Raw genomic sequence first — 15325 nt, 5'->3', positions numbered from 1 at the left:
TGATTAGCACTGGTGATCGGGTAAGTCCTGGGTTTTATAGAGATTGGCAATGTCGTGGTTCTTGTCTCTATGTTTAGCTTCATCTTCTCTTATGCAGAAAAGCACATCCAAAAACATGGCATTCTCGGGTAAACGATAGTATTTAATCGCAATCTCAGGCGCAGGATGATTGGGCAACGTGCCATCTTGAATTTTCGAGATATATTCTGAATAACTATTACAAGCTTCCTCTTCAAAATAACCAACGATCCTATGTGCCGTTTTAGATGAGACTAAATAGATCACGCCATAGATAAGTAGAAAGATGAACTGTAATAACATCACTAAAATACGTTCTATAATGGACGGCTTAGTAACAGTAAGGAAAATCATCAAATGCATCCGTTCATTATCTGCTTCGTCCAATAGCTCTTTGATCCAGCCACCGTCATCTTTCATGCGGCGCAGAGCTTTGAGGTGATTGAACACTCCTGCCACCATACCCGGCACAGCAGCTATGGTTTCCAACAACATCGCTCGTTTGGCTAAGTGTTTTCCATAAAACAAGTTAAGTGTTTTTTTGAGAAGTCGAGTAACAAGAAGTGCAACCTTTTCGGAGAAAATTTCAGGTTTATAATGAGTGCTTTCAAAATGCATAGCGTGTTCCTTATATGAGTCTAATACTTACCAATCAACATTCATGCCAAGACTCAAACCCTTATTCAGCAAGGAAAAAACAACATTAATAGTCATATTGACACTTAATCTCTCACACAACAAAAGACACATTAGAGTCTAATTAACTCAAATTTGAAGAATAAAAAACCCAGCAACATGGCTGGGCTCTTAATAGCTTATTACCTGATTGAGTTACTCATCCGGCTGCTTAGTTCGAAGATCGACATATGGCCAGTAATGATGCCCTACTCGAATCAGCAGTGTGGCTGCAGCTAAGATAAATGCAGCAACAGACAACCAAACGATAAGTACTGCATCTAACTCTTTCATACCTAAGGTGATGTAACGAGCAATCGCCATCATCGCAATGTAGATCGGGTATCGTACCGGGATCTTACCGTTCATCACGAACTGCTGAACCATCGCCAATACTTCCAAGTAAATGAACATCAAAAGAATGTCGGTCAGTTGCACTCGACGTTCCGCAAAGACGTGCATAAACTCTTCCATCATGGCAAACAGTGTCGCCAGTGTGATCGCCACCAATAGAACGGCTTCAAGAATGTGGAAAACCTTAAGGAAAGGCTTACTAAAAGACTTAGGTAAGTGAGAAGGCATAGTCACTCTTCAAAAATAATTAATCCAATCTCTACAATAGCATGCATCAATATAAGTCGCGCACTCTCAAGTTTAAGATAGCGCCATCAATTAAACGTGAGCCAACCAAGCAACAGAGACAAAAATGGCCCCACAATCACTGCAGAGCCATCTGTCTTTTACTTACTGACTACTTAATCCACTAATCAAGCTTATAGCAGAATCAGATAAGTTAAGAACACCACACACAGGCCGTAGATAAGAGGGTGAACTTCTTTGCGCTTACCTGCCACAACCATAGTAAATGCGTAGCTGATGAAGCCCATCGCCATGCCGTTTGCTGGTGAGAAGCTTAAAACGGTGAACATGATGGTGAAGAAAGCTGCAATGCGTGACTCTTTCTTTTCCCAGTTAATCTGACCAAGACGGCCAACCATGTAGATACCTACCACGACCATCGCCGGCGCAACCATTGCCGCCGAGAAGATAGAGAAGATTGGGTATAGGAAGAGCGAAATTAGGAATAAGCCAGCCACCATGACTGCTGCCAAGCCCGTTTTCGCACCTTGAGAAGAAGCAATACCCGACTCAGAGAAAGCGGTAATCGATGTAGTACCTAAAATAGAACCAATCACCGTACCGCCCGCATCAGCCACTAGCGCCGATTTTGCGTTTGGCACCTTACCGTCTTTGTCGATGATACCCGCATCACGACCTACACCAACAATCGTGCTTAAGCCGTCGAAGAAGTCGACAATCAGAAAAATAAGGACGATGAACAATAGATCGAACATTTTCTCAGGGGTGAAAGCTGAGAAATCAAAGATCGCGCCGAAGCTGCCCGCCATGCTTGGTGGCATAGAAATGAATTGGTCTGGGATTGGTGCGTTTGATGTACCTAAGAACACATCAGCCAAAATCGTCAATGCAATCGCCGAAACAAACGAGATAAACGTTGCCAGCTTAATGTCACGAACCATACAGCCCAGTGCGATGAAGATACTCACATAAGCGATAACCACTTGTGGATCGGAGATGTCACCTAAGCCAACCAATACGAACGGGTTAGACACGATGATGCCCGCATTCTTTAGGCCTAGGAAAGCAATGAATAAGCCGAGAGATACAGTAATCGCCAGCTTCAAATCTTCAGGAATAGATTCAATCATCGACTTACGAATATTAGTCAATGAGAAAGCAAGATAAAGGATACCCGATAGGAAGATGCCGAATAACGCTTCATTCCAAAGTACTGCGACCGAACCACTTAACAGTAAGCCTTTGAAGAAGCCGTTCATGCTCATGCCAGGTGCTAGCATCACTGGATAGTTACCCCAAATGCCCATGATAAGCGTTGCGATAGCCGCAGAAAGAGCGGTTGCCGTAAATACAGCTCCTTTGTCCATTCCCGGGACACCACCCAAAATTGCTGGGTTAACCGCCAAGATATAACTCATCGCTAAGAAGGTGATAAAACCTGCGTATAGCTCAGTGCTGATCGTGGTCTTTCTCTCTGAGAGTTTGAACAGGGTGTCAAGCGAGCCAGACGTTTTCTGGGCTTTCAGGGTGGAGTCGGTATTCACAACAAAACCTATGTAATAAATTAAGAAATTTGAGATTCAAATGCTGTGAGAATAGAGGGGTCTCTACACTAAAAACTGTAGTCACCAAGGTAGGCTCGGTAGTAGAAACATCTAGTCCATATCACTAGATATATACAGCATTTAATCGTTTGCGCGGATTGTAAGGGTTGAGATTAAAACTTCAACAAATTTTGTTCAGATCACATAAAAAACTGAACATGATAGGTCATTACATTTATATGAAGATCAGACAAAGGATCATTTGAGAATAAATAACGATCAAGCCAGTTGTTCTCAATCATCTAAATATGCTACTCTTCGCCTCCATTTTTCTGACCTAATTTTCACCAGTTATCTCTATTAGTTTTACTTGTTATCCCTTAATAGATGCAACCATCGGAACAAAAATTAGAGTCAGTGCTATCTTTTATAGTGTCGGTTTATCGCCCTCACTCAATCCAACCAACAGTGGAAATATACAGATGGGCATAGGTACTCTTTACATCGTATCTGCACCTAGTGGCGCAGGTAAATCGAGCTTGATCTCAGCAATGCTGGAAACCAATCCAACCTACGCAATGAAGGTATCTGTTTCACACACCACTCGCGGTATGCGCCCTGGTGAAGAAAATGGTGTTCACTACCACTTTGTAGAGAAACATCACTTTGAAGATCTCATCAAGAAGAGTGAGTTCCTAGAGTATGCTGAAGTATTCGGCAACTACTACGGCACTTCACGTGTTTGGATTGAAGAAAACCTAAACCGCGGTATCGATGTATTCCTAGATATCGACTGGCAAGGTGCTCGTCAGATCCGTGAACAAATGCCTCAAGCGAAGAGTGTCTTCATTCTTCCACCATCAAATGGTGAGCTAGAGCGTCGTTTGAATGTTCGCGGTCAAGATAGCGACGAAGTTATTGCGAAACGCATGAGCGAAGCAAAATCTGAGATTTCTCACTATGCAGAATACGATTATGTGATCGTGAATGATGACTTTGATGCAGCCTTAATGGACTTCAGAGCAATCATTCGTGCGGAGCGCTTAAAAGAAGATAAGCAAGCAGCTAAATACAGCGGCATGCTTACAGCACTACTAGCGGAATAATCTAGAACTAGATTTTCCATTGAGATAAGTATACGGTGAGCTAGAAAGTCTCTAGTTAAACTTGTATACTTTCTCGTCATCTAAAATTTATTAGTTAATTACTATTTGGAGTCCTCATGGCACGCGTAACTGTTCAAGACGCTGTTGAAAAAGTTGGCAACCGTTTCGACCTAGTTCTTATTGCGGCTCGCCGCGCACGTCAAATGCAAACTGGCGGCAAAGATTCACTAGTGCCTGAAGAAAACGATAAGCCAACGGTTATCGCTCTTCGCGAAATCGAAGAAGGTCTTATCACTAAAGACGTACTAGATGCTCGTGAGCGTCAAGAGCAACAAGAGCAAGAAGCGGCTGAACTTGCAGCAGTAAGCAGCATCGCTCACACTCGTTAGCTCATATTCGTCGCTAATAGCGTCATTCGAACTAATTAACCTTCCGGGCCTTTAATTTGTATCTATTCGATAGCCTCAAAGACGTTGCCCAAGAATACCTAACAGAGCCTCAAATAGAGGCTCTGCGTCAATCTTATGTGGTAGCGAGAGACGCCCATGAAGGGCAAACCCGTTCAAGCGGTGAACCATACATTATCCACCCTGTAGCTGTTTCAAGAATCCTGGCAGAAATGCGTCTGGATATCGAAACCCTACAAGCAGCCTTGCTTCATGATGTCATCGAAGATTGTGATGTCACTAAAGAAGATCTCGAGGAAAAGTTCGGCAATACCGTTGCTGAATTGGTTGATGGTGTATCTAAGCTGGATAAGCTTAAATTTCGTGATCGCAAAGAAGCGCAAGCAGAGAACTTCCGTAAGATGGTTCTCGCCATGGTGCAAGACATCCGCGTTATCTTGATCAAATTAGCTGACCGTACTCACAACATGCGTACGCTTGGGGCACTTCGTCCTGATAAAAAGCGTCGTATCGCTCGTGAAACCCTAGAGATCTATTCTCCGCTCGCTCATCGCCTTGGTATTCATAACATCAAGACTGAGCTAGAAGAGTTGGGCTTTGAAGCCCTTTATCCTAACCGTTATCGCGTACTCAGAAATGTAGTGAAAGCTGCTCGTGGTAACCGTAAGGAAATGATCCAACGTATCCATAGCGAAATTGAAGGCCGTCTCGAAGAAGTCGGTTTGTCTGCTCGCGTCGTGGGTCGTGAAAAGAACTTGTTCTCAATCTATAACAAGATGAAAACCAAAGAACAGCGCTTTCACACCATTATGGACATCTACGCTTTCCGCGTAGTGGTTGATACCCCAGACACTTGTTATCGAGCACTTGGTCAGGCTCACAGCTTGTACAAGCCACGCCCGGGCCGCATGAAAGATTACATTGCGGTACCAAAAGCCAACGGCTACCAATCTCTTCATACGTCAATGATCGGCCCTCACGGGGTACCTGTAGAGGTTCAGATCCGTACCGAAGATATGGAGCAAATGGCCGACAAAGGTGTCGCGGCGCACTGGTCTTATAAAGGCAGTGGCTCACGCAGTAGCAATGGGACAACCGCACAGGTTAAAGCACAGCGTTGGATGCAGAGCTTACTTGAGCTTCAACAAAGCGCGGGTAACTCATTCGAATTCATTGAAAACGTTAAATCTGATCTGTTCCCAGATGAGATCTTCGTGTTCACGCCAAAAGGTCGCATCGTCGAACTTCCTGCGGGTGCAACAGCGGTCGATTTTGCTTACGCGGTACATACCGATGTCGGCAACATGTGTGTAGGTGCTCGTGTCGACATGAACCCTTACCCACTCAGCAAGTCGCTTAAGAACGGTCAAACGATTGAGATCATCAGTGCTCCGGGCGCACGTCCGAATGCTGCATGGCTCAACTACGTAGTGACCTCACGCGCACGTACTAAGATCCGTCAGGTTCTGAAAACAATGCGCCGCGAAGAGTCGATTACGCTGGGTCGCCGTCTACTGAATCACGCACTTGGTGAACACTCTATTGCCGATATCGGCCAAGAAAATCTCGAGCATGTACTGTCAGACCTACGCTTAAACAGCGTTGAAGACTTACTCGCATCGATTGGCCTTGGTGAACTGATGAGTATCGTGATTGCACGTCGCCTATTAGGTGATGCAGACGAACTGACGGAAGTAGAACACAACAGCGACACACCGAGGAAGAAATTGCCTATCCGTGGTGCTGAAGGTCTACTACTGACATTCGCGAACTGTTGTCACCCGATTCCAGACGATCACATCATTGCCCATGTATCTCCAGGTCGTGGTCTTGTGGTTCACCGTGAAACGTGTCCAAACGTTCGTGGTTACCAGAAAGAACCAGACAAATACATGGCGGTTGAATGGTCTGACGATTACGACCAAGAGTTCACAGCTGAACTTCAGGTCGAACTGCAGAACCATCAAGGTGCACTGGCTGAGTTAACGAACGTTATCTCAAAGACTGGCTCTAACATTCACGGTATTTCAACCGAAGAACGTGACGGACGCCTGTACACAGTGACTATCTTGCTGACCACTAAAGATCGTGTTCACCTTGCAAGTATTATGAAAAAGCTACGTGTGATGCCACACGCACTGAAAGTAAGACGTCGCAAGAACTAGATCTAAAAGCAGACAGATAAAGCAGATGAGAGATACGAGTCTCGAGATGCGAAGAGCACAAGCTTTTCACTACTCAACTCTTCGTATTTCGAGTCTGCTTTAATTTTTTGTGCCGCTCTGTTCTTTTCTTAGCTCGCTCACCCATATCCTGCATCTGCCCTTAATCTTTTCGAATCTCGTTTACCCGTATCTCGCATCTGCTCTTAATCTCTTCGAATCTCGTTTACCCGCATCCCGCACCTGCTCTTCATCCCTTCGCATCTCGTTTACTCTCATCCCGCACCTGCTCTTCATCCCTTCGCATCTCGTTTACTCTCATCCCGCATCTGCTCTTCATCCCTTCGCATCTCGTTTACTCGCATCCCGTATCTGCTCTTATCTCTCGCATCTCGTTCACTCTCATCCCGTATCTGCTTCTAAGCTTTACCCTGTACAAAAATCCAGTAAAATGCTTGAATAGATTATCTCTCTTACGTTTATGAGCCTTGTTATGTCACAGCTTTTATCTGCTATCCCTCTCAACTCTTTATCTGGAGTCGGCGCAAAAGTCGCAGAGAAACTGGAAAAGGTTGGGCTTAACAATGTACAAGACCTGCTGTTTCACCTGCCTTTGCGCTATGAAGATCGAACTCGAATCTATCCAATCGTAAAGCTGCACGCTGGCCTTTGGGCTGCGGTGCAAGGCAAGGTAATGCACGTCGATACTATTTTTGGTAAACGTAAGATGTTGGCGGTAAAAATCAGTGATGGTAACGGCACCATTACCCTACGCTTTTTCAACTTCACCGCAGGTATGAAGAATAACTTTGCCGAAGGCAAACAAGTCCACGCCTATGGTGAGATCAAGCGCGGTAATATGGGGCTTGAGATCGTCCATCCGGATTACAAATTCTTTGCACCAAGGCAGCAACCAGACGTTGAAGCCAACCTAACTCCGGTGTACCCAACCACTGAAGGGCTAAGACAAGTCACGCTGCGTAACCTTACCGATCAAGCCTTAGAGCTAATCGACAAGGCCGCAGTTAACGAGCTTCTCCCATCAGGTTTATACGACCACCAAATTACCCTCGCACAAGCACTGCACACCATTCACAGACCTCCTCCAGGAATCGACCTAGAGCTGTTTGATGAAGGAAAACACCCTGCGCAACTGCGCCTGATTATGGAAGAGTTACTGGCTCAAAACCTGTCGATGTTGTCTGTTCGTAGCAAAGGGCAGCAAGACAAGGCAATGCCCTTTCCTCCGGTGAACACCCTCAAAGATAAACTGTTAGCTCAGCTGCCATTCTCGCCAACCAACGCACAAGCACGAGTAACCAAAGAGATCGAAGCTGACCTTGAAAAGCCGCACCCTATGATGCGTTTAGTGCAAGGTGATGTGGGCTCTGGTAAAACCTTAGTGGCTGCACTCGCGGCTGTTCGCGCACTCGAACACGGTCAGCAAGTGGCACTGATGGCACCAACCGAACTACTCGCAGAACAACACGCGATTAACTTTGCCAACTGGTTTGAGGCGATGGGCATTCAAGTCGGTTGGCTGGCAGGTAAACTCAAAGGTAAGGCTCGTGAAACCGAACTGGCACGAATTGCCAGCGGCGAAGCAAAAATGGTGGTGGGAACTCATGCGCTATTTCAAGAGCATGTCGAGTTCAAAAATCTTGGTTTAGTGATCATTGATGAGCAACACCGGTTTGGTGTCCACCAGCGACTAGAGCTGCGTGAAAAAGGCGCGAAGCAAGGTTATTACCCTCACCAACTGGTGATGACGGCAACACCGATTCCACGAACGCTGGCGATGACGGCCTATGCCGACCTCGAAACCTCAATTATTGATGAACTACCACCGGGGCGAACACCAATTCAAACCGTCGCGATTCCTGATACCAAGCGCGATGACATTGTTGAACGTGTGAAAAATGCGTGTCTCAATGAAGGTAAACAAGCCTATTGGGTGTGTACGTTGATTGATGAATCGGAAGTACTGGAAGCTCAAGCTGCAGCGGATACGGCAGAAGAGCTGCAACGCAAACTGCCCGACGTAAAGATTGGTCTCGTACATGGCCGAATGAAACCCGCTGAGAAACAAGCGGTGATGCAGGAATTCAAAGAGAACAAACTGCACCTGTTAGTTGCTACAACCGTGATTGAAGTCGGTGTGGATGTACCGAATTCGAGCTTAATGATCATCGAGAACCCAGAGCGTCTTGGTCTAGCGCAACTGCACCAACTGCGTGGCCGTGTTGGCCGTGGTTCGGTCGCGAGCCATTGTGTACTGCTGTATCACTCTCCGCTGTCTAAAACGGCTCAGAAGCGCTTAGGGGTACTTCGTGAAAGTAACGATGGCTTTGTTATTGCTCAGCGTGATTTAGAGATTCGTGGCCCCGGTGAACTACTTGGTACCAAACAAACAGGCTTGGCTGACTTCAAGATTGCTGATTTGGTACGAGACCAACGTTTGATACCTGAAGTGCAGCGTATTGCGCGTCATATTCACGATAGCTACCCAGACAATGCCAAGGCGATCATCAACCGCTGGTTGGGTGAGCGCGATGTTTACTCTAAGGCTTAATGAGCAAAATTAACGTCATCCAAAACGTAAAAAGGCTTCTCTAAAGGAAGCCTTTTTAATGTGCGTAACTTTCATCAAGCAAGAGCGAGATTCCCTACTCGTTCGTTCCTCACTATAGGGAATGACGGAAGATGGTAGGGGTGTTCGAGCCACTCTACTACTGCCACCACCCTCTGTTTCTGTTTCTGTTTCTGTTTCTGTTTCTGTTTCTGTTTCTGCATGACAGGAAGCAAATTCGAGAGTAAACACAATTTGTTTGGTGAATGACTCAGAATGCCCTTAACGCCGTCATCCTCGAGAGGGAGGAATGACCGAGTCGGGGATCTCTAAGCCGAAACCCAACCGACTCGCCAAACCATTAAACTTAGCTTACAGCTTAACAGGGAAACTGATCTGCGCTTTTAAGCCACCCTCACTGCGGTTATTGACCACAACAGCACCTTGGTGCTGACTGACAATACGTTTGACGATCGCTAAACCTAAGCCAGTACCTTCACTACCACGAGCAGTATCACCACGCGTAAACGGTTCAAACAACTTACCCACTTGGTCTTGCGGGATCCCTGGGCCATTATCTTCAACGGTCACCCAAGCCAGTTTATTATCGGCCGTCATCCCCGTCGAAACCTTCACCCAACCATTGCCGTAACGCAGTGCATTCACCACCAAGTTACTCACGGCACGCTTCATCGCAATCGGGTTACCTAATGCGGGTTTCATTGCTTCCGGAATGTCGGTTTCAATCTGTATCTCGTAGCCACCTTCTGAACTGGACACTTCACGGGCAATATCATCGACAAATACCGCTTGGAATGACTCTCGATCAACGGGCTTTAGGTAGTCCATAAACTGACTGATGATCTCGTTACACTCTTCAGTATCACTAATGATCCCTTCCGCTAAATAGCTGTCTTCGGGCGACATCATTTCAGTGGCCAAGCGAATGCGGGTCAGTGGCGTACGTAGGTCATGACTGATACCCGCCATCAGCAGGGCTCTATCTTCTTCCAGTTCTTGAATGCCTTTCGACATCTGATTAAAGGCTCGAGTCACCGAGCGAATCTCTTGCGCCCCCTGCACTGGCAGTGGCGGTGGAATATCACCTCGCCCTACGCCTTGAGCTGCTGTTTCTAACGCTATCAGCGGGCGATTTTGCAATCGGATAAACAGCCAACCACCAGCAACAATCAACATCGCCATGATCAAGCTATTACGAAATAGAGGTGCGAAGTCTTCTTCTTGAAGTTCTGATAGAGGTATGCGAATCAATGAGTTAGGTAACTGAGCGATGTCCATCCACAGCACGTAACTCTCTTTACCTAGAATTAGCCGAACTTCCGTTTCAGAACCTAGCTCTTTGGTCATTTCCTCACTCATTAGGTCAATCGCCATCGCATGGTAATACTCGCCCGATGCTTCACTGTCTTTGGCGTGAACGGTCACCCCAAGTTGCTCAAGCACACGCTGACGCAGTGGCGCATCGATTTCAATATCACTGCCTTGATCCAATACTAGGTTTAACTCGTGAGCCAGAATCTTATTGAACTGCTGCAAACTCGGCATCAAGGCATAGTTGAATACGGCGTAATAAGAAAAAACTTGGCTAGCAACCAACAGGGTTAAGAAGAGCACTATCGACTGAGTAAAGGAGCTACGTATGCGCATAGGAGACCTAAAGTGAGGGATGATAAAGGGATATAGTGGGAACTATAGCTGTAAACCATTGTGCTGAATACAAAACGGGCCATCGCATATTAATGAGATGACCCGTAAATAAAGAATTCTGAATCACAGAACAAGCAAAGCTAGATTACACAGCTTTGCCATCTGGAACGAATACATAACCCAAGCCCCACACCGTTTGGATATAACGGGGTTTGCTTGGATCTTCTTCAACAAGACGACGCAGACGTGAAATCTGAACATCGATAGAACGTTCCATTGCTGAATATTCACGACCACGAGCCATGTTCATCAGCTTATCGCGAGACATTGGCTCACGAGCGTTAGTGACCAGTGATTTCAGAACCGCAAATTCACCTGAGGTAAGAGGCATAGGCTCTTCACCGCGGAACATTTCACGTGTACCTAGGTTTAGGCGGAACTCACCAAACTCAACCACAGACTCTTCTGTGCTTGGCGCGCCCGGTGCTTCAATCACTTGGCGACGCATTACCGCTTTGATACGAGCAAGCAGTTCACGTGGGTTAAATGGTTTTGGCAGGTAATCATCAGCACCCACTTCCAAACCCACAATGCGATCCACTTCGTCACCCTTTGCTGTAAGCATCAGGATTGGTAGCGAGTTGTTTGCGTTTCGTAGACGACGACAGATAGAAAGACCGTCTTCGCCCGGCAACATTAAATCCAATACCATCAAGTGAAAGTTTTCACGGGTTAACAGGCGGTCCATCTGCTCACTGTTTGCCACGCTACGCACTTGAAAGCCTTGCTCTGACAGATAGCGTTCTAGCAGTGCACGTAAACGAGCATCGTCATCGACCACTAAAATTTTGTAGTTTTCTTGCATGTAATGGTTCCACCTATTAAAGCTTAAACCTAAGGTTAAGCATTCTTGGTAAATTGTATATTGGTATAAGACATTAAAAATGTAACATTATTGAGGGAAAAGTCGCCTAAATAATTGTTAACGTATGTTGCCTTTCTATATATTCTATCTTAGATCATCATTTCATTAAGTCAGATTTATGAAAACCAAACTTATCACCCGTGAAGGTTATAACAAGCTCAAAGCAGAACATGACCACTTATGGCACGAGAAGCGTCCTGAAATCACTAAGATAGTCACTTGGGCTGCAAGCCTTGGAGATCGTTCAGAAAACGCAGATTACACCTTCAATAAGCGTTTGCTTCGTCAGATTGATCGCCGAGTGCGTTTCCTACGCAAATTCCTACCAGATGTCACTATCGTGGATTACTCGCCACAACAAGAAGGTAAGGTATTTTTCGGTGCTTGGGTCGAAATTGAGAATGATGATGGGGAAATAAAGAAGTTTCGAATTGTCGGCCCTGAAGAGATCTACGGCGATGCCAAAGGCTATATCTCTATCGACTCACCAATGGCTAGAGCTCTGCTCAAGAAAGAAGTAGATGACGAGTTTACGGTAACCACACCGGAAGGCGACAAAGAGTGGTTCATTAACTCTATTCGCTACGCAGACGACGAATAATCAAACCTAATAAACACTTAGCGATGAGCTGAGTGTTCAAGCAAAACCAAACGCCAGATAAAAGAAAACCCCGCTAGGCTTTCGCCTGACGGGGTTAAGTCTCTATCGCAGCAATCCGGCTACTGTTTATCTCTTCGAGATAAGGTGCTCCCTGCATCTTTCCTTGATAGTGGCTAAATCCTTTAACCAATTTCCTTTTTGTTCATCGCCATCCTAGCGGTGTCCATTCTAGCCTGTCATCCTGACTGGCGAATCTCATCCAGAGATTATCACTTCCTTGCTGACCACTCATCCTAAGTAATCAAATCTTCATCCTGAAGATACCTAGTCCGTTAGGCTTTTCCTGTTCCTGCCAACTCCCTGTCGACAAGTTAAATATTACGGTATTTGGGCAGGTTTCCTAGACAGTCTCAAAAAACATTTCAGGTAAGAAATACGCCCACAAACACACAACCAAATAAAATCAGCAACTTAGGTTTATTTTAAGACGATTTCATCGATTTAAAGTGACTTAGTCGCACACCACGTGTGAGAGATCTCGCACAAAGTGGGTATCAGAAACGGAAATTGGACTTCTGACAGGATAATTACACAGTCAAAGCTAGAAAAAGCGTACGCTCACCCCCATGTATTTGTCATGATATTAAATAAGAGATTCATCGGATGAGCCAAGCTATCTGTCGACTGATTGCTGAAGAACTGAATGTTCGTTCAGAGCAAGTCACCGCCGCAGTAAACCTAATTGACGACGGTAATACCGTTCCCTTTATTGCCCGCTACCGTAAAGAAGTCACGGGTGGCTTAGACGATACCCAACTACGTAATCTTGATAGTCGCCTTTCATACCTTCGCGAACTAGACGATCGTCGCCAAACGATCCTGAAATCGATTCAAGACCAAGGCAAGCTAACGCCAGAACTGGAGCGTGATATCACTCAAGCCGACAGCAAGACGCGCCTTGAAGATTTATACCTGCCATACAAACCAAAGCGTCGTACCAAAGGTCAAATCGCAATCGAAGCAGGCTTAGAGCCACTTGCCGATACACTATGGAATGAACCACAGCACGATCCTGAAACCGAAGCCGCTAACTTCATCAGCAGCGATAAAGGCATTGCTGATACTAAAGCCGCACTCGATGGGGCACGTGCAATCGTGATGGAGCGTATTGCAGAAGACGCAAACCTACTTGAAAAGATTCGCCAACATCTAACGCGTAACTCAGAACTCGTTTCACGTGTCGTGACAGGAAAAGAGCAAGCAGGCGAGAAATTCAAAGACTATTTCGAACACAACGAAACACTCAACAAAGTGCCTTCTCACCGTGCCCTTGCCATGTTGCGCGGCCGTAATGAAGGCTTCTTAACGTTGGCAATGAATGCAGACCCTGAACAAGAAGAAGGTGTACGCGGTTCATACTGCGAAAACATCATCTCTGATCACTACGGTATTACCCTAAGCAGCGCACCTGCAGATGCATGGCGTAAGCAAGTGATTAGCTGGGCGTGGCGTATCAAGGTTTCTATGCACATGGAAACTGAGCTGATGGGCGCGATGAAAGAACGCGGTGAAATCGAAGCGATTGAAGTGTTCGCAACCAACCTTAAAGACCTGCTGATGGCGGCACCCGCTGGTCCTCGTGCAACTTTGGGCTTGGACCCAGGTTTACGTACTGGTTCGAAAATCGCCGTGGTGGATTCAACCGGTAAGGTTCTGGCAACAGAGACCATTTACCCTCACCCACCTCAAAAGCAATACGACAAATCGGCACACGTTGTTGAGCAGATGGTTCGCCAGTTCAATGTTGATTTGATTGCGATTGGTAATGGTACGGCTTCACGCGAAACCGACAGCTTTGTTGCTGATGTGATTAAGCGTGGCAACCTAACAGCACAGAAAATCATTGTTAGCGAAGCGGGCGCATCGGTTTATTCTGCTTCTGAGCTAGCGGCAAAAGAATTCCCGAATATGGATGTCTCGATTCGTGGTGCGGTGTCTATTGCGCGTCGTCTACAAGATCCACTGGCAGAACTAGTGAAGATAGACCCTAAATCGATCGGTGTGGGCCAATACCAACACGACGTTAGCCAAACTATGCTCGCTAAGCGCCTAGATGCGATTGTCGAAGACTGTGTAAACGCCGTAGGTGTTGATGTGAACACCGCGTCTGCCGCGCTACTTACTCGCGTAGCAGGCCTTTCTAGCACCATCGCTCAGAACATCGTGGATTTCCGTGATGAAAACGGTCGCTTTGAAGCCCGTACTACCTTGAAGAAAGTCGCTCGTTTAGGGCCAAAAGCCTTTGAACAGTGTGCTGGCTTCCTGCGTATCATGGATGGTAAGAACCCGCTAGACGCATCATCGGTTCACCCAGAAGCTTACCCATTGGTAAAAACCATCGCAGAGAAAAACCAGAAAGACATCAAGTCTCTGGTAGGCAATACAGACTTCTTACGTGGTTTACATGCGGTTGATTACACCAATGAGAACTTCGGTGTACCGACGGTAACCGACATCATCAAAGAGCTGGATAAGCCGGGTCGAGATCCTCGTCCTGAGTTCAAGACTGCGACGTTCGCCGATGGCGTAAATAGCATGTCTGACTTAGAACCTGGCATGATCTTAGAAGGTGTGGTTTCAAACGTGGCTAACTTTGGTGCGTTCGTAGATATTGGTGTTCACCAAGACGGCTTGGTACACATTTCAGCACTGACCGATCGCTTTGTCGCTGACCCACGTGAAGTGGTGAAAGCCGGTGATATCGTGAAAGTGAAAGTGATGGAAGTGGATGTTCAGCGTAAACGTATTGCACTAAGCATGCGCATGAAAGATGAACCTGGACAAGATAATCGAGCGCAACGTTCAAGTGCACCTCGTACGCAAAACCGACCAAATCAAAACTCACAAGGTGGACAACGCCGTCGTGAGGAGCCGCAACAAAACGCTGCGATGGGGGGTGCTTTCGCTGCTGCCTTTGCTAAAGCGAAGAAATAATCCGTTAGCGCATCTGGCAAACTGATTCGCCTAAAACAAAAAACCTGCATCCCTTA

Annotated in this window: 11 protein-coding genes and 1 riboswitch; of the genes, 6 read left to right on the top strand and 5 right to left on the bottom strand. The window is 46.2% G+C overall.

Annotation, left to right across the window (positions count from 1 at the left end; translation table 11 throughout):
* Positions 1-3: 3 nt before the first annotated feature.
* The 3 genes from QWZ07_RS22920 to QWZ07_RS22910 all read right to left on the bottom strand — a co-directional run bounded on the left by QWZ07_RS22920 (position 4) and on the right by QWZ07_RS22910 (position 2837).
* On the bottom strand, positions 4-636 hold the full coding sequence (locus QWZ07_RS22920; RefSeq protein WP_017109194.1) for an alternative oxidase: 633 nt from the start codon (positions 634-636) through the stop codon (positions 4-6).
* A 213-nt stretch (positions 637-849) separates the two neighbouring features.
* A complete protein-coding gene (locus tag QWZ07_RS22915; protein WP_017109195.1) occupies positions 850-1275 on the bottom strand; it encodes a phosphate-starvation-inducible protein PsiE in 426 nt (141 codons plus the stop codon).
* Positions 1276-1466: 191 nt separating this feature from the next.
* Positions 1467-2837 (bottom strand): NCS2 family permease, encoded by a 1371-nt coding sequence (locus QWZ07_RS22910; protein WP_192853264.1) that lies wholly within the window; start codon positions 2835-2837, stop codon positions 1467-1469.
* 58 nt (positions 2838-2895) lie between these two features.
* Positions 2896-2995, bottom strand: a riboswitch (purine riboswitch).
* Between the two features lie 324 nt (positions 2996-3319).
* Here QWZ07_RS22910 and gmk point away from each other — a divergent pair.
* The 4 genes from gmk to recG all read left to right on the top strand — a co-directional run bounded on the left by gmk (position 3320) and on the right by recG (position 9084).
* Positions 3320-3943 carry a guanylate kinase gene (gene gmk / locus QWZ07_RS22905; protein ID WP_017109197.1) on the top strand — a complete coding sequence of 208 codons (624 nt, stop codon included), beginning with the start codon at positions 3320-3322 and terminating at the stop codon, positions 3941-3943.
* A gap of 116 nt (positions 3944-4059) precedes the next feature.
* Positions 4060-4332, top strand: a complete 273-nt coding sequence (rpoZ, locus tag QWZ07_RS22900; RefSeq protein WP_009848003.1) for a DNA-directed RNA polymerase subunit omega — start codon at positions 4060-4062, stop codon at positions 4330-4332.
* Between the two features lie 56 nt (positions 4333-4388).
* Positions 4389-6515: a bifunctional GTP diphosphokinase/guanosine-3',5'-bis pyrophosphate 3'-pyrophosphohydrolase gene (gene spoT, locus QWZ07_RS22895; RefSeq protein WP_017104991.1), complete on the top strand. Its 2127-nt coding sequence runs from the start codon at positions 4389-4391 to the stop codon at positions 6513-6515.
* A gap of 490 nt (positions 6516-7005) precedes the next feature.
* On the top strand, positions 7006-9084 hold the full coding sequence (gene recG / locus QWZ07_RS22890; protein WP_192853263.1) for an ATP-dependent DNA helicase RecG: 2079 nt from the start codon (positions 7006-7008) through the stop codon (positions 9082-9084).
* Positions 9085-9453: 369 nt separating this feature from the next.
* Here the strand turns inward: recG and envZ are convergent, their stop codons facing one another.
* Positions 9454-10749 carry a two-component system sensor histidine kinase EnvZ gene (gene envZ / locus QWZ07_RS22885; protein WP_102306698.1) on the bottom strand — a complete coding sequence of 432 codons (1296 nt, stop codon included), beginning with the start codon at positions 10747-10749 and terminating at the stop codon, positions 9454-9456.
* A gap of 145 nt (positions 10750-10894) precedes the next feature.
* Positions 10895-11614: an osmolarity response regulator transcription factor OmpR gene (ompR, locus tag QWZ07_RS22880; RefSeq protein WP_009848007.1), complete on the bottom strand. Its 720-nt coding sequence runs from the start codon at positions 11612-11614 to the stop codon at positions 10895-10897.
* A gap of 178 nt (positions 11615-11792) precedes the next feature.
* Here ompR and greB point away from each other — a divergent pair, with 178 nt between their 5' ends.
* Positions 11793-12275 (top strand): transcription elongation factor GreB, encoded by a 483-nt coding sequence (greB, locus tag QWZ07_RS22875; protein ID WP_012603019.1) that lies wholly within the window; start codon positions 11793-11795, stop codon positions 12273-12275.
* Between the two features lie 663 nt (positions 12276-12938).
* A complete protein-coding gene (locus tag QWZ07_RS22870; protein WP_192853262.1) occupies positions 12939-15269 on the top strand; it encodes a Tex family protein in 2331 nt (776 codons plus the stop codon).
* Positions 15270-15325 lie beyond the last annotated feature (56 nt).

Origin of the sequence: Vibrio lentus (assembly GCF_030409755.1) — a bacterium.
In the GTDB taxonomy this organism is placed as follows: domain Bacteria; phylum Pseudomonadota; class Gammaproteobacteria; order Enterobacterales; family Vibrionaceae; genus Vibrio; species Vibrio lentus.
The sequence above is the reverse complement of the archived record's forward strand: the minus strand, read 5'-3'. Positions and strand labels throughout refer to the sequence as shown.

What these genes read in the sequence shown, in the direction of transcription:
- QWZ07_RS22920 (WP_017109194.1), bottom strand. Translation starts at nt 636, where the DNA reads ATGCATTTTGAAAGCACTCATTATAAACCTGAAATTTTCTCCGAAAAG.
- QWZ07_RS22915 (WP_017109195.1), bottom strand. Translation starts at nt 1,275, where the DNA reads ATGCCTTCTCACTTACCTAAGTCTTTTAGTAAGCCTTTCCTTAAGGTT.
- gmk (WP_017109197.1), top strand. Translation starts at nt 3,320, where the DNA reads ATGGGCATAGGTACTCTTTACATCGTATCTGCACCTAGTGGCGCAGGT.
- rpoZ (WP_009848003.1), top strand. Translation starts at nt 4,060, where the DNA reads ATGGCACGCGTAACTGTTCAAGACGCTGTTGAAAAAGTTGGCAACCGT.
- recG (WP_192853263.1), top strand. Translation starts at nt 7,006, where the DNA reads ATGTCACAGCTTTTATCTGCTATCCCTCTCAACTCTTTATCTGGAGTC.
- envZ (WP_102306698.1), bottom strand. Translation starts at nt 10,749, where the DNA reads ATGCGCATACGTAGCTCCTTTACTCAGTCGATAGTGCTCTTCTTAACC.
- ompR (WP_009848007.1), bottom strand. Translation starts at nt 11,614, where the DNA reads ATGCAAGAAAACTACAAAATTTTAGTGGTCGATGACGATGCTCGTTTA.
- greB (WP_012603019.1), top strand. Translation starts at nt 11,793, where the DNA reads ATGAAAACCAAACTTATCACCCGTGAAGGTTATAACAAGCTCAAAGCA.
- QWZ07_RS22870 (WP_192853262.1), top strand. Translation starts at nt 12,939, where the DNA reads ATGAGCCAAGCTATCTGTCGACTGATTGCTGAAGAACTGAATGTTCGT.